This window comes from Sulfurovum sp. MH2-6 (assembly GCF_058374785.1).
Map to the genome: position 1 here is coordinate 1559764 of NZ_CM178170.1, position 16525 is coordinate 1576288.

At 45.0% G+C, this 16525-nt stretch carries 21 protein-coding genes; 15 read left to right on the forward strand and 6 right to left on the reverse strand.

Annotation, left to right across the window (positions count from 1 at the left end):
- Nucleotides 1–231: 231 nt before the first annotated feature.
- From AC4JOV_RS08015 to AC4JOV_RS08025, 3 genes are read right to left on the reverse strand one after another with little or no spacing between them, the layout of a single operon-like run.
- A complete protein-coding gene (locus tag AC4JOV_RS08015; protein WP_229938100.1) occupies nucleotides 232–1050 on the reverse strand; it encodes a phosphatidylserine decarboxylase in 819 nt (272 codons plus the stop codon).
- Nucleotides 1043–1879, reverse strand: a complete 837-nt coding sequence (locus AC4JOV_RS08020) for a hypothetical protein (protein WP_229938099.1) — start codon at nucleotides 1877–1879, stop codon at nucleotides 1043–1045. The genes AC4JOV_RS08015 and AC4JOV_RS08020 overlap by 8 nt, the downstream gene beginning before the upstream one ends.
- Complete coding sequence (locus tag AC4JOV_RS08025; RefSeq protein ID WP_229938098.1) at nucleotides 1876–2331, reverse strand: iron-sulfur cluster assembly scaffold protein; 456 nt, start codon at nucleotides 2329–2331, stop codon at nucleotides 1876–1878. The genes AC4JOV_RS08020 and AC4JOV_RS08025 overlap by 4 nt, the downstream gene beginning before the upstream one ends.
- A 97-nt stretch (nucleotides 2332–2428) precedes the next feature.
- Here AC4JOV_RS08025 and AC4JOV_RS08030 point away from each other — a divergent pair, with 97 nt between their 5' ends.
- The 4 genes from AC4JOV_RS08030 to AC4JOV_RS08045 all read left to right on the forward strand — a co-directional run bounded on the left by AC4JOV_RS08030 (nucleotide 2429) and on the right by AC4JOV_RS08045 (nucleotide 4567).
- A complete protein-coding gene (locus AC4JOV_RS08030; RefSeq protein ID WP_229938097.1) occupies nucleotides 2429–3166 on the forward strand; it encodes an exonuclease domain-containing protein in 738 nt (245 codons plus the stop codon).
- 364 nt (nucleotides 3167–3530) lie between these two features.
- Nucleotides 3531–3785: a hypothetical protein gene (locus tag AC4JOV_RS08035; protein ID WP_229938096.1), complete on the forward strand. Its 255-nt coding sequence runs from the start codon at nucleotides 3531–3533 to the stop codon at nucleotides 3783–3785.
- A gap of 51 nt (nucleotides 3786–3836) precedes the next feature.
- Entirely contained in the window at nucleotides 3837–4151 is a 315-nt protein-coding gene (locus AC4JOV_RS08040) for a DUF6966 domain-containing protein (RefSeq protein WP_229938095.1), read from the forward strand.
- Between the two features lie 44 nt (nucleotides 4152–4195).
- On the forward strand, nucleotides 4196–4567 hold the full coding sequence (locus AC4JOV_RS08045; protein ID WP_229938094.1) for a DUF6547 family protein: 372 nt from the start codon (nucleotides 4196–4198) through the stop codon (nucleotides 4565–4567).
- A gap of 317 nt (nucleotides 4568–4884) precedes the next feature.
- Here AC4JOV_RS08045 and AC4JOV_RS08050 read toward each other — a convergent pair whose 3' ends face one another.
- Together AC4JOV_RS08050 and AC4JOV_RS08055 are read right to left on the reverse strand one after the other, a co-directional pair.
- On the reverse strand, nucleotides 4885–5412 hold the full coding sequence (locus AC4JOV_RS08050) for a YbhB/YbcL family Raf kinase inhibitor-like protein (RefSeq protein ID WP_229938093.1): 528 nt from the start codon (nucleotides 5410–5412) through the stop codon (nucleotides 4885–4887).
- Between the two features lie 273 nt (nucleotides 5413–5685).
- Complete coding sequence (locus tag AC4JOV_RS08055) at nucleotides 5686–7941, reverse strand: glutamine--tRNA ligase/YqeY domain fusion protein (RefSeq protein WP_229938092.1); 2256 nt, start codon at nucleotides 7939–7941, stop codon at nucleotides 5686–5688.
- A 222-nt stretch (nucleotides 7942–8163) separates the two neighbouring features.
- Between AC4JOV_RS08055 and gltX the strand changes: the two genes are divergently transcribed.
- The 3 genes from gltX to AC4JOV_RS08070 are packed head-to-tail and all read left to right on the forward strand — an operon-like array spanning nucleotide 8164 to nucleotide 11262.
- Entirely contained in the window at nucleotides 8164–9438 is a 1275-nt protein-coding gene (gltX, locus tag AC4JOV_RS08060; RefSeq protein ID WP_229938091.1) for a glutamate--tRNA ligase, read from the forward strand.
- Nucleotides 9435–9710, forward strand: a complete 276-nt coding sequence (locus tag AC4JOV_RS08065) for a YggT family protein (protein ID WP_229938090.1) — start codon at nucleotides 9435–9437, stop codon at nucleotides 9708–9710. The genes gltX and AC4JOV_RS08065 overlap by 4 nt, the downstream gene beginning before the upstream one ends.
- Before the next feature lie 13 nt (nucleotides 9711–9723).
- Entirely contained in the window at nucleotides 9724–11262 is a 1539-nt protein-coding gene (locus tag AC4JOV_RS08070) for a lytic transglycosylase domain-containing protein (RefSeq protein WP_229938089.1), read from the forward strand.
- Here the strand turns inward: AC4JOV_RS08070 and AC4JOV_RS08075 are convergent, their stop codons facing one another.
- A complete protein-coding gene (locus tag AC4JOV_RS08075) occupies nucleotides 11263–11781 on the reverse strand; it encodes a hypothetical protein (protein WP_229938088.1) in 519 nt (172 codons plus the stop codon).
- 86 nt (nucleotides 11782–11867) lie between these two features.
- On the opposite strand from AC4JOV_RS08075, the gene mobB reads away from it, so the two are divergent.
- From mobB to AC4JOV_RS08115, 8 genes are all read left to right on the forward strand, one after another.
- Complete coding sequence (mobB, locus tag AC4JOV_RS08080) at nucleotides 11868–12365, forward strand: molybdopterin-guanine dinucleotide biosynthesis protein B (protein ID WP_229938087.1); 498 nt, start codon at nucleotides 11868–11870, stop codon at nucleotides 12363–12365.
- A gap of 11 nt (nucleotides 12366–12376) precedes the next feature.
- Entirely contained in the window at nucleotides 12377–13225 is an 849-nt protein-coding gene (locus tag AC4JOV_RS08085; protein WP_229938086.1) for a class 1 fructose-bisphosphatase, read from the forward strand.
- The gene (locus AC4JOV_RS08090; protein ID WP_229938085.1) at nucleotides 13225–13422 is read left to right on the forward strand and encodes a hypothetical protein; all 198 of its coding nucleotides are present in this window, start codon (nucleotides 13225–13227) and stop codon (nucleotides 13420–13422) included. The genes AC4JOV_RS08085 and AC4JOV_RS08090 overlap by 1 nt, the downstream gene beginning before the upstream one ends.
- A 63-nt stretch (nucleotides 13423–13485) precedes the next feature.
- Nucleotides 13486–13845 carry a c-type cytochrome gene (locus tag AC4JOV_RS08095; RefSeq protein ID WP_229938084.1) on the forward strand — a complete coding sequence of 120 codons (360 nt, stop codon included), beginning with the start codon at nucleotides 13486–13488 and terminating at the stop codon, nucleotides 13843–13845.
- A 61-nt stretch (nucleotides 13846–13906) separates the two neighbouring features.
- On the forward strand, nucleotides 13907–14830 hold the full coding sequence (locus tag AC4JOV_RS08100) for a cation diffusion facilitator family transporter (RefSeq protein ID WP_229938083.1): 924 nt from the start codon (nucleotides 13907–13909) through the stop codon (nucleotides 14828–14830).
- A gap of 12 nt (nucleotides 14831–14842) precedes the next feature.
- Nucleotides 14843–15376, forward strand: a complete 534-nt coding sequence (locus AC4JOV_RS08105; protein ID WP_229938082.1) for a pyridoxamine 5'-phosphate oxidase family protein — start codon at nucleotides 14843–14845, stop codon at nucleotides 15374–15376.
- Between the two features lie 16 nt (nucleotides 15377–15392).
- A complete protein-coding gene (locus tag AC4JOV_RS08110) occupies nucleotides 15393–15554 on the forward strand; it encodes a TetR/AcrR family transcriptional regulator (RefSeq protein ID WP_256444116.1) in 162 nt (53 codons plus the stop codon).
- A 393-nt stretch (nucleotides 15555–15947) separates the two neighbouring features.
- Nucleotides 15948–16523 (forward strand): TetR/AcrR family transcriptional regulator, encoded by a 576-nt coding sequence (locus AC4JOV_RS08115; protein WP_229938081.1) that lies wholly within the window; start codon nucleotides 15948–15950, stop codon nucleotides 16521–16523.
- Nucleotides 16524–16525 lie beyond the last annotated feature (2 nt).

Sequence of the window (16525 nt, forward strand, 5' to 3'; positions counted from 1 at the left end):
CTTGTGCTGATTTGCTTAGAAGCAAAGCTCCTAAGCACGCATTGTCCTACGATTCGGCATTTCACAGCTTTTCATTTAGTGCAAAGCTCGCATCAGACTTTAGTCTAGAAATGCCTCACATGCACTGCGATTTAGTCGCTTGTCAGCGGACAGCTCTTGCGAACCTGGTTTCGCTTTTATACTTGTGCTGATTTGCTTAGAAGCAAAACTCTTAGCAGTTTCATAGTATACCTACTTGAGCTCTCCGACCACGTCTCCGAACGAAACCTTCTGGTTGATCGCCACTTCAGTGACTATACTTCCTTTAGGGGAGAATGTCAAGACTGTCGACCCCATCTCAAACCAACCGAAGAGCTCACCCCGCTCTACAGAGAGATCTTCATAGGTATAGTGTCTCGGCTCTCTTATCTCGGAGTTTGTCTGGACATTCGGCTCAAACGTGACTACCATTTTACCCACATTCAGCGCACCTACAAGTACCAGAATATGCGTTCTACCCTTGCTGTCTTCCCCCTCTATCACAACCCTCTCATTTTCGATAAAGAGATCAGGCATATTGTGCAGCAACGGAAAGTTCACGGGATAGAGTTTTCCCGGGATATGCGTCAATGAATGGATCTTTAGGTCAAGCGGCATATGGTAACGGTGGTAATCTTTCGGAGAGAGGTAGAAGTTGACAAACTCTCCTCCATCCACCTTCTCTACTGCCTCTTTGTGATACTCACCGAAAAGTCTTTCGATATCATAGCTCATCCCTTTGATCTGATAGGCACGTCCCTCTGTGATCGTACCGTAATCGGTGATCAGCGCATCAACACCGGAAATCAGCTTGGACTTATCCTCAGGGAGCTTACGAGGCAGCTCTATGGCACGGGTAAAGAGCTTGTTGAGTGATTTGTAACTTGACGGCGCTCTAAACTCCCCCATATCCAGTCCCATCAGTTTCACGTAACCGGCATTGATGATATGCTGGATCACTGAAGGGAACTCCTTGGAAGCAAATTTGCCGAAAACGGCAGAGATCGCAGAGGTATAGTGTTTTTTAGACATTAGTCTCCTTTTTAGTATAGTATTCCAGTGCATCTTTCATCAGGGAGATGTGATAGTTCTCCTGGAAGTTGATAAAGTCAAAAAATGCAGCAAGTTCTGCACTGTCTTTTCCTACTGCTTCAGAGAGTGCCCTGCACTCCTCTTTGGCAGCCAGCTCTTCCTGGATACCGTCTTTGAGGAACTGTACCACATCTTCGACCTGGTAGAGCTCTTTCATAACGATACGCGGTACGCTGAGTATCCCCATCTTGGCCATCATATTTCCAAAGGATTTCAGGTGGAACTGGCTCTCATCGATCATAATCTGAAAGATCCTGATCAGATAGGTATCATCGCTGTGAGCTTTGAGGTAGTTATAGATGAGTATCAGCTCATACTCTTTATAGCTTTCTTCAAAAAGGAAGCGTGTAAAGGCCCGGGTCGCTTCATCACTGAGCGTTACGCCCGGATACTTCAATGCTTTGTTGAATGCCTCGATCTTTTCATCCTCCATCCTCATCATCACCCCTGAGATATAGTGAATGTCCGATGAGATACGATGTGCTAGATCACGGTCCGGAGAACTTGCAAGCTGAAGATCGAGCGCGTTCAGGTTTTTGATGATCCGGTGCAAGAGTTCGCTCAGTTTATCTACCTGGATATTTATCATATCACGGTCGTAGTTGTACGATTCCTCAGTCTCGATCAGTTCATTCTCCAGCCAGGTAAAGTGTCTGAAAAAGATATTGGCAAAATCAAAAAGCTGCTCTTTTTTCTCTCCGCTGCTCATAAATCCGGCCATCAGCGTCTCAAGCCAGATCTCATGCATCTTTATCATGACTGTTTTCATTGGTCCGCTCCTGCCTCATCGGGGGTCTCACAACTGTTTTGGATCTTATAACTGATGATCGGGAAATCCGGCTCGGTTTGTCTTTTGATATAGACATCTATCGCTGCTTTCAGTGCGACTGCGACCATCTCCGAACAGGCAGCCTGTTCAGGGGGAACACGGTCAAGCATCCCCAATGTAAAGGCGATGATATCCTCCGCCCTGTCAAAATCCGCCCCTTTGGCTTCCGTGGTGATGAGGGAACCCGCTACGATCGTCGTCGAACAGCCGATCGCCTGAAACTTGATATCTTCGATCACCGGCTTGCCCGCTTCTTCTTTCACCTTGAGGTGGATCAGTACCTTTTCACCGTTTTCCGGGTTCTTCCCTATTCCCTGTGCATCGGCACCTTCGATCGACCCGTAGTTTTGCGGGTTCATCATGTGCTCGATCAGCTGTTCATTTGCGTCCATATATTCTCCCATGCTTCTAAATCTGGCAGTATTATATCCTTTTGTATTTTATATTGTATAATTCTTCATTAAACCAACTATAAACGGAGCTTAATTCATGGCTGTCTACGTACTCTTTGATACAGAAACCACAGGAAACCAGGAACAGGACCGCATCATCCAGATCGGTGCGATGATCGTACACAACAAAGAGGAGATAGAGGTCTATGATGAGCTCTGTAGCACAGAAGTGCCTATCGCTCTGGAAGCGATGGAGGTACACAATATCACTCCGGATGTGATCGCCAACCAACCGCCATTCTCGGAGCTTGCATTTGCCAAGAAGATCGAAGAGTACAACAAAGAGGAGAACTTCCTCATCGCACACAACATCCAGTTTGATCTGGGAATGATCCAAAAAGAGGGATTTGAAAACCGCTACACCCTCATCGACACCTTCAGATGTGCCAAACACCTCTACCCGGATATGCCCTACCACCGCCTGCAGTACCTCCGCTACGCACTGGAACTTTACCTAGTCGAGGGTGCAGAGGCCGATAGTCTCGGCATCACGATCAAAGCCCACGATGCGATCGGGGATGTGCTGGTGATGAAACTCCTCCTCTCCAAACTGGTACAGGCTGCCATGGAGCAGTTCGAAGGCAAAAACCCGATGCAGACACTTGCCGAACTTACCCAAACCCCGGTACTCATGCGTACCTTCAAATTCGGTAAATACAAAGGCAGAGAGATCGCAGAGATCGCCGATGAGGATATGGGATACCTCCAGTGGATGCGAAAGAACCTCGAACTCGATGAGGATATGGCGTTTACGCTGGATAACTACCTGCACTAGTTCTCGTCTGAACAGTTAGCCTCACTCTCCTCGTTCCACCAGTCCTGAAATTGTGAAAGAACTCGCGGAAATAGAAGTGTAGGTCGGGGTGCCCTCACCCCGACACCATTGATGTCTTCTCCATATAAAGTGGATGTCGGGATAAGGGTATCCCGACCTACAGATAGCGGACAGAAGATCTATTGTTGTTTATTATTGCTCGTTCCCATCGTCTCGATGGGAATGCCTACCGACATCATGGGCTTTAGAACAATTTCTTTCATCCCTTTTCTTTTTTACAATTCATAAGGCACTTTTGATATACTGATGTTACTTCAATAAAGGGGAAAGAGGACATTTGTTCCTCTGATAAATAAATTACATAATGATAGAAAACATTATTACAAACATTTTGACATTTGATATGAATACCATTGGGCTAATTCTTGGATTTATTGGCGCAGTGCTTGTGACTATATTCGGATTACCGTCGATACCTCTACTAAATAAAGGCATGTATGTCGAAATAAAAGTAACTAAAGAAATGAAAATTTATTCAGCAATATCAAGAATTGGCTTGGTTTTTATTGCTGTTGGTTTCGTCTTTCAGTTATTAGGTGTCGTACCAGCAAACCAATGAGTGTAAATTTCAGGAAGAACATACTTCTTAATAGAACGTAAATAAAAAATAATGGGACCAAATACTGAAAAACTACACTTAATGCTTGAAGAGACTATTGACTTACTAAAACACCATGATGTCACATATTGGGCAAATTGGCTTGAGAAAGAGATGCTGAGGATTGTCAAAGCCGATTTTCAAGGAGTAGAACATCTCTTATCGGCATTTGGTGGTATGAGAAGTCTCAATGATTTATATATTTGCAAAGAAAACGGTCATATGATAGAAGAGGATCAAGTCCCATCTGTAAACGATCAACTTAAGCAACTGACTAGTGAAATTTACAATTTGGCTGAGGAAATACGCAAGGAAACAGATTTATAAAGATTGCTAATCTCAAATATTATTACTGAAAAAAAAGGACTAATATGAATAAAAACATCAACGAATACAAACGATTCATAGATGACATGGTCAAACTTCGACCCTGCATTAGCGCAGAATGGGTACTTGAAGGACGTCGGTGGCCTGAAGTCAATAATGATCCAAATGACATAGCTATTAACCAGTTTGTAGACTCACTTTCCCCAGAGCACAAAAAGGTTCTTGCTTATATGCTAAACAGTGCCTTTGATTCCGGGATTCATGATGTCCTTGCTTATTTCAACGAGGAATCGATGGAGGGACTGAGAATCTGTAAAAATGGAACTGAGTTGCCACTGGAACCTTTTGACACAGAGATGCATTATGATTTCATCTGCAGAAGTGAAAGTGACCAATGGCCGGATGAGACGAGATAACAAACCAAAGCAGAACAATCAAAAACTCACAGTCAGCTTTTGATTGGTCATTTTAAACGTTGTTTAGCTGGTTCCATATCTCCTGATATGGAACCTATACTTCCCATCGGATATATCAAAAAACAATAACTGCAAGCTTAATGGTCAGTATGCATTCCCGATCAGGAGATCGGGAACGAGATTGAATAGTTTCTCTCAGGCAGAGGATTGAATTTCAGTGTTGATTAACGGTCATCTACAGACTACTACGATGTACATTATCTCTTTGCTCGTTCCCATCGTCTCGATGGGAATGCAGATTTAAATTTCAGTAGTATTTACCGCTTATAGTAAGAAACGATCGTTGCTTTCTCTATCGTATGGTGATTGATCATAAATCCTACTAACGCACTGTCACTCTTATCCGTCACATCCAGTTTTACTACATCCAGCGCATGGATGGTAAATCTGTACTCATGCGGCTTGTCGCCTTTTGGTGGGCAGGCACCGCCAAAGCCCGGTTTTCCGTAGTCTGTCATCGTCTCCAGCGCACCTTTTGGCAAGGCATTGGTAGTTGAGGCATTTTGTGCGATATGATCGACATCTGCAGGGATGTTCACGACGATCCAGTGCCACCATCCGCTGCCTGTCGGAGCATCGGGGTCATAGACAGTAAGTGCGAAACTCTTCGTCCCTTTCGGTGCATTTTTCCAGAGCAGCTCCGGAGAGATATTTTTTCCGCTGCAGCCAAACCCGTTGAACTCCTGATCGATGGTCAACTGTCCCTGAAGGTCACTGCTGCTCAGCGTAAAGTTCCCTGCACTAAGCAACACAGCCATACTCATCATAGTGATTATCTTCTTCACTTGATACTCCTTTTAGTTTCTAGTCACACTTATTGTAGTACAGTGATATAAAATTTAGCTTTTTTTCTATTTTGGTGAGTGGTTACTCACCCTACGCGAAGATTTTTCCTTCTATCCAATCTCTTTGGAGGCACGCTTGAATTGGAGGGAGTAATTAACGGTTATATAGGCATTCCCGATGCCCACAGGAAATGCCCTTGGGGTGCGGGTCGGGAACGAGATTATCATGGGAGCGAGGAGATCCTGAATCAAGTTCAGGATGACCAAAATATATTACTTTAACTTCTCCGCCACGAGTTGGTTCACCACTTGCGGGTTTGCTTTACCTCCTGTGGCTTTGAGGACCTGTCCTACAAAGAAGCCCAAGAGTTTGGTATTACCGGCTTTGAACTTCTCAACGTTATCCGGATTTTTCGCAATGATCTCATCGATCATTGGTGAGATGACTGCCGGGTCACTGATCTGTACAAGCCCTTTGGCTTCAACGATCTCTGCCGGGTTTTCTCCGCTCTTAGCCATCTCTTCAAATACCTGTTTGGCAATTTTGTTTGAGATCGTCTCATCATCAACCATCTTTACAAGCTCGGCTATCTGAGATGCAGTAAACTTAAGATCATTTATCTCTTTTTCTTTGAGTTCTCTTGCGACTTCATTGGCTACGATATTGGCGATAGTCACAGGAGAGTTGTTCGTGGAGAGAGCCTCTTCATAAAAAGAGGAGAGTTTCTCATCACGTGCCAAGATATCAGCGACCATACTGTTTAGTCCGAGCTCGCCTGTATACTTCTCAAAGAGTGCCTGTTCCGCTTCACTCATAGGTTCTACTTCACCGTCAATCTGTACCGGTTTGGCTTGTGGTTTGCGCTCACCCCTTGGTGCTTTTGGTTTATCCTTTTTGCCCCAGGAGTCTTTAAGGCCTACGATCTTGTTGAACACAGGTGCTTCATCGGTGTAGTCAACAGGATCAGCATAGAAATATCCCTGTCTTTCAAACTGGAATCTCTCATCAGGCTTCTCTGTGATGACCGCCGGTTCGATGAGCGCATCTTTGATAATTTTCAGCGAGTCCGGATTGAGATCATCCAATCCTTCAGGCGCTTCTGACGAGTAGAGTCTGTCATAGAGTCTTACCTCTACAGTTTTGGCAGCCCTTGCATCCACCCACTGGATGGCACTTTTGACTTTGATACCACTCGTATCGCTTCCGCTTTTTGACTCAGGGTTGTACTCTGCTATGATCTCCGTGATATTGCCCTCAGCATCTTTGATCACCTCTTTACAAGTGATGATGTAACCGTGTCTCAGACGCACAGCCTGATCAGGTGTTAGACGGTAGTAACCTTTTGGAGGATTCTCAGAGAAGTCTTCACGCTCAATGTAGATCTCTTTGGAGAACGGCACTTTTCTTGAACCCTCTTTAGGTATATCTTCCGGGTAGTATGGCGCATCAAGCGCTTCAGACCCCTCATAGTTCTCGATCGTCACTTTGAGCGGATCAAGCACACACATCACACGCGGTACTTTGCTGTTCAGGTCATCCCTGATAGCAAATTCAAGCTGTGCAACATCCACAGTCGAGTTTGCTTTTGCGATACCTATACTGTCACAGAAATTCAAGATAGATTCCGGGGTATACCCTCTTCTTCTGTATCCGGCAATTGTCGGAAGACGGGGGTCATCCCAGCCGCTTACCCTTCCTTCATTTACCAGTTCCAAAAGCAATCTTTTGCTCATCACCGTATAGTTGATACCAAGGCGTGCAAACTCATGCTGGTACGGTCTCGGCGGTTCAAGCCCCAGCGTATCAAGTACCCAGTCGTAAATATCGCGGTTGTTTTCAAACTCCAGTGTACAGATAGAGTGGGTAACCCCTTCGATATAGTCTGAGAGACAGTGACCAAAGTCATACATTGGGTAGATCGCCCACTTGTCCCCTGCTCTATAGTGGTGGGCATGACGTATACGGTATAGAAGCGGATCACGCATCTTCATATTTGCCGCACTCATGTCGATCTTGGCACGAAGGACATGTTCACCGTCTTTAAACTCACCGTTCTTCATTCTCTCCAGAAGGTCCAGGTTCTCTTCTACACTACGCTCTGCATATTTACTGCGACGTCCCGGTTCTGTAACCGTACCGCGGTATTCACGCATCGTCTCTTCATCAAGAGAGTCAACGTAGGCCTTGCCCATTTTCACAAGTTCTACTGCATACTCGTAAAGTTTGTCAAAATAATCAGAGGTATAACGTACATGGTTATCCCACTTAAATCCAAGCCACTCTACAGCATCCTTGAGCGCTTCGACGTATTTCGTGTCTTCTGTCGTCGGGTTGGTATCATCCATTCTAAGGTTACAGCGACCCTGATAATCACGTGCGATACCGAAGTTTATAGCGATAGATTTAGCATGTCCAATGTGAGGGAAGCCATTGGGCTCAGGAGGGAATCTTGTAACCACCTCTTTATATTTACCTGATTTTAAGTCCTCTTCAACGATTGTACGTAAAAAATCTTTGTGCTCACTCATTGCTTTTAAACCCTTTGATTTTGAAACTTTATTATAAGAGCTGTATTTTATCCAATTAGAGCTTATCACATCATAGATAGAGCAGGTAAAGAAGCGACAGTATCAGCCAGTGTGCTTTAACATATTTATAAATTAAACCTACTATAATAACACTCTTATATATCACCGCCTCGGGCAAATACCCGGTGCAGTGACAAACCCGAACCTTTTGGAGTAAGATAAATGCTTAGATTTGCCCCGTCACCGACCGGTGATATGCATATAGGAACCCTGCGTGTAGCGATCTTCAACTACATGGTAGCCAAACAGAAAGATGTGAACTTCATTGTGCGTATCGACGATACCGACAAAGAGCGGAACATCATAGGGAAAGATACGGAGTTCATGGAGATACTGGAGAAGTTTGCCCTGCCGCATGACAGCGTAAGCCATCAAAGCGAGAACCTCCATATGCACCAGACTCTGGCGATCAGGCTTCTTGAAGAGAAAAAAGCATTTGTCTGTACGTGCAATCCTGAAGAGGTGGACAGAGACAGATACAGCGGGAAGTGTTTTAACGTGGGTGCGGAAGAGCTTCAGAAGCTCAAAGAGGAGAAGACCCCCTTTGTCGTACGCATCAAGGCACCTGATGCGCCTATCGTGACCCATGACCTGCTCAAAGGGGATATCGAAACAGCGCCGGATGAAGTAGACGCTTTCGTGATCCTCAAAGCTGACGGCACACCGACCTGCAATTTTGCCTGTGCCTGTGCTGACATGATCTCAGGGATCAGCCTGATCATCCGTGGGGAAGAGCACCTCGGTGATACAGCTAGAGAGATTCATATCAAGAGAGTGCTTGGCTATGAGGAGGAGACGGAGTATGCACACCTGCCGATCATCCTCAATGAAAAAGGTCAGAAAATGAGCAGATCTGATGATGCCGGTTCAGTGAAGTGGCTCTTTGAACAAGGCTTCATCCCCGATGCGATCGCGAACTACCTGATCGCACTGGGCAACCAGACACCAAAAGAGATCTTCACGATGCCCGAAGCGCTGGAGTGGTTCGATCTTGCGCAGATCTCAAAGTCCCCGGTAACGTTCGATATCGACAGACTTCGTTTCCTCAACCGTGAGCACCTTAAAATGATAGATGACAAACGCCTCTCAGGCCTCTTTGGGTTTGCGGATGAAAATATCGGAAAACTGGCGAAGGTTTACCTCGAAGAGGCAAGCACGATCAACGAGCTTGAAGCAAAGATCAGACCGATCTTTAAACCAAAAGATTTCAGCGGCGAGTGGGGAGAGCAGATGAAACAGATCTCTGATGTGATCTTTGATGCCCCTATGATCAACACCTATGATGCATTTGAGTCGTACATCATGGAAAAGACAGGGCTCCAAGGCACGAACTTCTCACAACCGCTTCGCTACCTGCTTACGGGTACAGGTAACGGACCTGAGCTCTCAACTATCTATCCGTATATCAAATCTTATATTCTGGAGGTCGCTTCATGAGTTCACTACTCTATGCCATCGTACAAACACTACATACTGTTATCACGCTCTATATCTGGATCGTGATCATTGCTGCGCTGATCAGCTTTGTTCAGCCTGACCCACGCAACCCTATCGTGCAGGTACTGCGCCGTCTGACTGAACCTGCCTTTTCATTTGTCCGCCAAAAATTGCCTTTTGTGGTATTCTCCGGGGTAGACCTCTCGCCACTGGTGATCATCCTGGGTCTGCAGTTTTTGGATATCTTTATGATGAGAAGTCTCTTAGGATAAGGGAGGTCACCCCATGAGACTCAAAAGCGTTGTACTCTCCCTCCTGCTGGCATCCTCTACAACGCTTTATGCGGCTAAAACCCTTAGCTTCAATGAGGTACATAAGATGCCTCAAAGCGTGGAGAAGGACTACTATATCTGGCGTTTCCTTTCTCAAAAAAACACCTCTGCCTCTGAAGCCAAAAAGATCATACTGGAAGCCAGCCACCTCAATAAAAAACTGAGAACTGCTTACCGCACAAAAACCGGCACCGCTCCCGAGATCAAACAAAAACGAAGCATGGCAACGGCTGAAGAGAAAGCACGCTGGAAGAGCAACTACCAAAAACTTCAAGAACTCAAGAAATCAAAGGCAGACTACCCTGCCTGGGCCAAAGAAAACCCTGAAATCGAATGCTATCTCTTCAACAACTGCGGTACAAAGATCAGGAAAAAGAAGTATGACAAACTGCTCAACTCCAAGCAGTTCAGGGTCTTAAGCATGGACAGAAAGTTTGATAAAAGTATCCGTATCATACTGAGCGAAAACCTGCCAAAACTGCAAAGATCTCTCCTTCAGCCGCCTGCCCATTCCAATGAGATCTCGGCTAAAACACACTTTCAGATAGGACTCTTTGCACTCAAAGAGGGAAAAGAAGATATCGCCATGATCTACTTCGGTCAGGCACGAAAAAAAGCGGAAAAACGCCGAGACAAAGATCAGGCTAACTTCTGGATGTACCTCGTCACCAAAGAGCGGGGTTATCTCACCAACCTGGTCAACAGCCATGATGTCAATATCTATACACTGATCGCAAGAGACCTGCTTAAACTCCGCTATCCGAAGATCATTACCCCGAAAATTTCACGCTCCAAGGTATTTCACTATGATATACTTGATCCCATAGACTGGGCAGAACTCAAGAAAAAGATGTTCTCGGGCGACTACAATCTCAATGACCTCGCTGATACCTATAAATCCCGCGAGACGGTAGGACACTATACCTATATCAAGGCCAAAGCATCCAACTACCAAGAGATCTACTTCCCGATGCCTTACCGCGATGCGATGAGAGGGATGAGCAAAGAGCGTCAGGCACTGCTCTATGCCATCGCCAGACAGGAGAGCCGCTTTGTGCCGGCTTCAGTCTCTCGCTCTTTTGCTCTGGGGATGATGCAGATCATGCCGTTTTTGATCGAAGATATCGCTAAAAAGAAAAAAGAGTATATCGATCTTGATGACCTCTTCAATCCCTACAAAGCGATCGAGTATGCAGACTTCCACCTGGACTACCTGAATAAATGGCTCTACCATCCGCTCTTTGTCGCTTATGCCTATAACGGGGGAATCGGATTTACCAAAAAGCTGATCACAAACCCAGAAAACTTCAGAGCGGGACGCTATGAACCCTATCTCAGTATGGAGAGTATGAGCAATGTAGAGACGAGAGAGTACGGCAAACGCGTACTTACCAATTATGTTATCTATCTTAACAGGCTGGGTGTCCCTACCCGTCTTCTCCCTCTGATCAAAAAGGTCACCGATCCCAATGAAACTGACCAGTTCAGGTAGTTAAATGGCCTTATTATCTTCCACATATTTTGCCACTTTGGAAAAAGACATCTCTTTTTTTCCATAGTTGCTACTCTCAAACGTCACACTGAAACGCTGACATGGCGTATACGGGAAAGTGACCAGGTAGTAACTGTTCCACTCCGTTACAAAAGGCAATCCCTCCAAATAAGGACTCTCTTTTCCAAGCGGTTGGATACTTTTAGGTTTATTACCGTCCAGAGTCAGGCGATACGCTTTCCCCAATCGGTTAGAGGGCTCCTCTTCAAGATAGATGCCTACGACAAATTGTTCCTCTGTTTTCTCTTTCCCCAGTTTGGTGCCTGAAGGATAGAGATAGGTCGCGGTTAAAAACGCTTTAGTCACATTATGATCATAGAGTTGTACTTTTTCGGTTTTCTGCAGATGTCTGTAGGCAGTTTTGTTTTTTTCAAAACGATCGATGAGTGAATCTTCTGTTTTCGAAGAGCAGCCACTCAGAAGGAGTAAAAGTGTCATCAATCCTATAAATATTCGCACTCGGTCCTCCTTGACAATTGCTGCCATTTTAACATAGATTCAATAAACATTTAAGTATAATTCGAAGGCTAAAGTAAAGGATATACGTGAAGAAAAGAGTTGCAGTAGCATTTACCGGTCCATCAAACAGCGGTAAAACCACTCTGATCGAAAAAGTTGCAAAGAGACTGATCACTGAAGAGAGAGTGGCTATCATCAAAAATGATCCAAAAGACAAGGCCGTATTTGACACAGAAGGCAAAGACAGCTATAAATTCTCTCAAACCGGTGCCGAAGTGGTAGTCACCTCACCTACCCGTACCACCTACTTCTCTCAGCAGGAGAAGAGACTCGATGATATCATCGCTATGATCAACGACTTTGATATACTGCTGGTAGAGGGGCTCAAAACATTGCCCCTTCCGCGTATCGCTATCTTCCGCAATGAGATAGATGAAAGTTATCTCGACTGTTCAGAAGCGATTGCCATTGACGGGAGTATCGACATCAATGCGTATGCCATCCCCTCTCAGATCGATATCCTGGACCTCAATAACACCGACCAAATTATAGCATGGGTCAAAACACACGCAAAAAGTGTCTAAAGGAGAAAATAATGCAAACTGTATTTGAAGCGATCAAAAAAATCGCCTTTGAAATCGACAACGCGATCAAGACCGCTGATCTTGGATATGCCGAGGGAGAAAATGCTTCAGGAGAAGACCAGCTCAAACTTGATGTACTCTCAGACCAGATCATCGAGAAAGAATTTGCCAAAGTACCTGCGGTAAACAGTCTTGTGAGTGAAGAGAAAGAGGGCGAGCTTGAGCTTCATGATTCAGGCAGCTACACGGTTTGTTATGATCCTTTGGATGGATCCAGTCTGGTAGATGTCAACCTCTCGGTAGGTTCGATCTTCGGTATCTACCAGGGGATTCTGGATGCACAGAACCTTGTCGCTTCTGCCTATGTCGTCTATGGGCCGAGAATCGAGCTCGTGATTGCGATGAAAGAGAGCAAACCGATGCTCTACCGTGCGGCAGGTGACCAATTCAGGGCGATCGGTGAGATCACGCTCAATGAAAAAGGTAAACTCAATGCACCGGGCGGAACACAACAGAACTGGCCGCCGCACCATAAAGCATTTATAGATTCACTCTTTGCAGAGGGATACAGACTACGCTACTCCGGAGGCATGGTTCCGGACCTTCATCAGATCATGCTAAAAGGCGGCGGTCTCTTCAGCTATCCGGGAACCAGCGACAAACCTCATGGTAAACTCAGACAGCTCTTTGAGGTTATCCCGTTTGCCTTTATGTATGAGCAGGCAGGAGGACAGGCGATCAATGACAAAGGTGAAAGACTGATGGAGCTTGTACCCGGACATCATCACGATACCAGTCCGTGTTTCTTCGGATCAAACTACGAGATCGAAGCACTGAAAAAAGCGTATGGGGTTAAGTAATGAGCGAAGCTGTGCTTGATGAGTGGCAGATCGCTCTTCAGCAGAAAAAGAGCAAACTCGAAGCATGCCAGAAAGAGAAGCATGTTCAAAGCTGTTTAAAGTGTGATCAGCTGCTTCACTGTGAACTCAGGGATGCTTATGTGAAAGCCGTCTATGAGAGTATGAGTAAAGGCCAGGGCGGAGGCTTCGAGTTCTAGCTTTTTCCACATACCTTACACACAAGATCACTATCCTTGAAAAACATCATTAAGGAGGTGATCATGAAAACCCTGCTTGTTATTTCCCTCGTTTTAACCTATTTTTCCACTCAAAGTTTCTCTGCCGAGGAAGGAAGAGTACTCTTTGAAAAGAAGTGCCTCAGTTGTCACCTCCTCTCTAAGCCCGAAGTTAAAAGCGCGATCAAAGCACCGCCACTCTCTGTGATGGTCCCCCGGATGAGAGAGTTCATCGAAGATAATAAAAGTGTAGAGACGCATATCAATGAGTTTGTCCTTGATCCCACGGAAAGAAAAGCGATCTGTCCCGCGGTAGATATCTTTGGGCTTATGCCCACCATGAAAGGGGAACTTACCAAAGAGGAACTGGCGATTATCGCGAAGTGGATGGTAGATCATTTTTAATCTTAAGTAAACCCTGACACTCAAACCTGTATACTTAGGCAAACGACCCGAAAGAGAGGCTATGAAGGCAAAAAAGATACTCCTTATTATTTTTTTCAACCTTGCCATTATCATCGCAGAGATCATTTTCGGAGTTGTATCGAACTCCTTTGCACTCATAGCCGATGCACTCCACAATACCGGGGATGTCTTTGCCATCATCATTACCTATATCGCACTCCGGTTCGGCACAACCAGCCCGACATTTCAATATACGTTCGGGTTTATCAAGGCGGAGATGATGGCCGCTTTTACCAATACGCTTTTTTTGCTTCTGACGATGTTCTATATGATCTATGAGTCCATCGGAAGGTTTTTTGCCCCAGAGGTGATCGCACCCGAATATATGATCGTGGTGGGGATGATCGCTGTAATCGCCAACGGGATCAGTGCCTACCTGCTCCATGCCATGGGTGTAGAGGAACATCACCACCATGAAGATGACCATCACCACCATCATGGCGATGCCAATATCACTTCAGCCTATCTGCATATGCTTGCAGATGCACTGGTATCAGTGGGGGTAGTCGTTGCCGGGATCATGATCTACTACTTTGAGATCTATGCGATAGATGCCCTGCTTACGATCATCTTCTCCCTCTATATCATCCGGCACTCCTTTCCTCTTTTTAAACGAAGTTTTCTTGCGCTTATGGATGCCAATACGATCGATATCACTTTGGAACAACTGGAAAAGATCATCTTTGCATCCAGCCGTGTCTCCAGCTATCATGACCTGCATATCCATCAGCCAAACTCCAAACTCGGTTTTATCTCTTTTCATATACTCCTGGATGATGAAGCGATCTCGCTCAGAGAGTGTGAAGCGATTACCTGTCCGATGAAAGAGAAGTTGAAGGCACTGGGCTTCAACCATATCCTTATAGAGGTAGACTCACTGACCAATAAAGCTGCACACCAAAAGTGTGTCATTACAGGCCAATAAAGGGGGAAGTAGATGGGAAAGCAGTATCAAAAGTTAGAACAACGTGATATCGAATTTATCAAAGCACAAAAAATCTTCTATCTTGCCAGCAGCTCAGGTAAAGAAGTGAATCTCTCACCTAAAGGATACGACACTATGAGGGTTTTGGATGAGAGTAGTCTGCTTTTTGCAAGTCTTCCGGGTTCTGGTAACCGTACCTACCGTGATGCGCTCAATGATGGAGAGTTTACTATTGTATTTAATGCATTTGAAGGTGCCCCGCTTATCCTAAGACTCTTCTGTAAAGCCCAGATCATCCAAGAGAGCGACGAACATTATGAGTCCTACCTTGAGTGCTTCAATTTACACAAAGGTATCATACGCAACCTCTTTTTATTTCATATCTATGCAGTGGAATCAAGCTGTGGTATGTCTGTTCCTTATATGGAGTATAAAAACGATAGAGAAGAACTTAAAGAGTGGGCAGTGGATATGGACAGACGAGATCAGCTTGGCGAGTATAATGAGAAACACTTTATACCTCCTGATTTAAGTAAATTGGATTAGTGTTATAATACGTTTTATGAATAGAGAACAGCCTACTAGGGAAAAGATCCTTGATGTTGTATTTGAACTGGTCTACATGCATGGATATAACGGTACCAGTATGTCGATGATTTTAAAATCCTGCGATATTCCCAAAGGTTCACTCTACCAAAGTATAGAAAGTATAGGGGTCAGGTGATAATGATAACTCATTTCTTACTCCTCTTTGCCACCCCATATACTGCAGGCTGTGATATACCAAGTACTTTCTCTCTCCCATAGGGGATGATGGGAACGAATAAATATCCCTTGATCAACTTCACCATCCAAATATTTGTGGAGTATCGGGTCAGGACTCTGCCATACAGAGGTGCGAGGGTCATAATACCTAGCGCCATGTCATGAAAAAGAACATGCTGAAATTCAGCGATAGAGTGAATTTATTTTATCGTAGCGGGGCTTGGGGTTAGATGTCACCTAGCGGTGGCTTGTCATTGTCTGTTATTTTATACTCTGGTATGGGTTCCACCTTTGGAAAGGTGGAACCAGAAAGGAACTTTGAGTCACCGGAATTAGTGTTATAATACGTTTTATGAACAAAGAGCAGCCTACTAGAGAAAAGATCCTTGATGTTGTATTTGAACTGGTCTACATGCATGGGTATAACGGTACCAGTATGTCGATGATTTTAAAATCCTGCGATATTCCCAAAGGTTCACTCTACCATTTTTTCAAGTCTAAAAAAGAGATGGTACTCACCGTCATCAAAGAGCGGCTTGGCCCTAAAATGGATATCTTTTTTACATTTAACCCTATCGAGGGCAAAGACGGTATCGATGCGATCATCGAAGCCATCCTGACTATCTCTAAAAATCCTATGCTGATCACGTACGGTTGTCCTCTTAACCGCCTCAATCAGGAGATGTCACCGGTAGATAAGGAGTTTGATCGGGAGATCACCCTGCTCTATGATCACCTTAAGGCAAAAATCATCATACTGCTTAAACAAAGTGAGCTGAAAGCAGATACCGATATCGATTCACTTGCCGACTTTGTGATCGAAACTGTCTGGGGTGCACTCTCCTTAAGCCCCTCTCAATCATCAAGCAGACGTTATCTCCACTCGGTGAAACATCTCAACAGCTACCTCAGATCACTCAGAAAATAACC

Excerpts from the sequence above, each read along its gene's own strand:
- AC4JOV_RS08015 (WP_229938100.1), bottom strand. The coding sequence starts at position 1,050 with ATGTCTAAAAAACACTATACCTCTGCGATCTCTGCCGTTTTCGGCAAA.
- AC4JOV_RS08020 (WP_229938099.1), bottom strand. The coding sequence starts at position 1,879 with ATGAAAACAGTCATGATAAAGATGCATGAGATCTGGCTTGAGACGCTG.
- AC4JOV_RS08025 (WP_229938098.1), bottom strand. The coding sequence starts at position 2,331 with ATGGACGCAAATGAACAGCTGATCGAGCACATGATGAACCCGCAAAAC.
- AC4JOV_RS08030 (WP_229938097.1), top strand. The coding sequence starts at position 2,429 with ATGGCTGTCTACGTACTCTTTGATACAGAAACCACAGGAAACCAGGAA.
- AC4JOV_RS08035 (WP_229938096.1), top strand. The coding sequence starts at position 3,531 with ATGATAGAAAACATTATTACAAACATTTTGACATTTGATATGAATACC.
- AC4JOV_RS08040 (WP_229938095.1), top strand. The coding sequence starts at position 3,837 with ATGGGACCAAATACTGAAAAACTACACTTAATGCTTGAAGAGACTATT.
- AC4JOV_RS08045 (WP_229938094.1), top strand. The coding sequence starts at position 4,196 with ATGAATAAAAACATCAACGAATACAAACGATTCATAGATGACATGGTC.
- AC4JOV_RS08055 (WP_229938092.1), bottom strand. The coding sequence starts at position 7,941 with ATGAGTGAGCACAAAGATTTTTTACGTACAATCGTTGAAGAGGACTTA.
- gltX (WP_229938091.1), top strand. The coding sequence starts at position 8,164 with ATGCTTAGATTTGCCCCGTCACCGACCGGTGATATGCATATAGGAACC.
- AC4JOV_RS08065 (WP_229938090.1), top strand. The coding sequence starts at position 9,435 with ATGAGTTCACTACTCTATGCCATCGTACAAACACTACATACTGTTATC.
- AC4JOV_RS08070 (WP_229938089.1), top strand. The coding sequence starts at position 9,724 with ATGAGACTCAAAAGCGTTGTACTCTCCCTCCTGCTGGCATCCTCTACA.
- AC4JOV_RS08085 (WP_229938086.1), top strand. The coding sequence starts at position 12,377 with ATGCAAACTGTATTTGAAGCGATCAAAAAAATCGCCTTTGAAATCGAC.
- AC4JOV_RS08090 (WP_229938085.1), top strand. The coding sequence starts at position 13,225 with ATGAGCGAAGCTGTGCTTGATGAGTGGCAGATCGCTCTTCAGCAGAAA.
- AC4JOV_RS08095 (WP_229938084.1), top strand. The coding sequence starts at position 13,486 with ATGAAAACCCTGCTTGTTATTTCCCTCGTTTTAACCTATTTTTCCACT.
- AC4JOV_RS08100 (WP_229938083.1), top strand. The coding sequence starts at position 13,907 with ATGAAGGCAAAAAAGATACTCCTTATTATTTTTTTCAACCTTGCCATT.
- AC4JOV_RS08105 (WP_229938082.1), top strand. The coding sequence starts at position 14,843 with ATGGGAAAGCAGTATCAAAAGTTAGAACAACGTGATATCGAATTTATC.
- AC4JOV_RS08110 (WP_256444116.1), top strand. The coding sequence starts at position 15,393 with ATGAATAGAGAACAGCCTACTAGGGAAAAGATCCTTGATGTTGTATTT.
- AC4JOV_RS08115 (WP_229938081.1), top strand. The coding sequence starts at position 15,948 with ATGAACAAAGAGCAGCCTACTAGAGAAAAGATCCTTGATGTTGTATTT.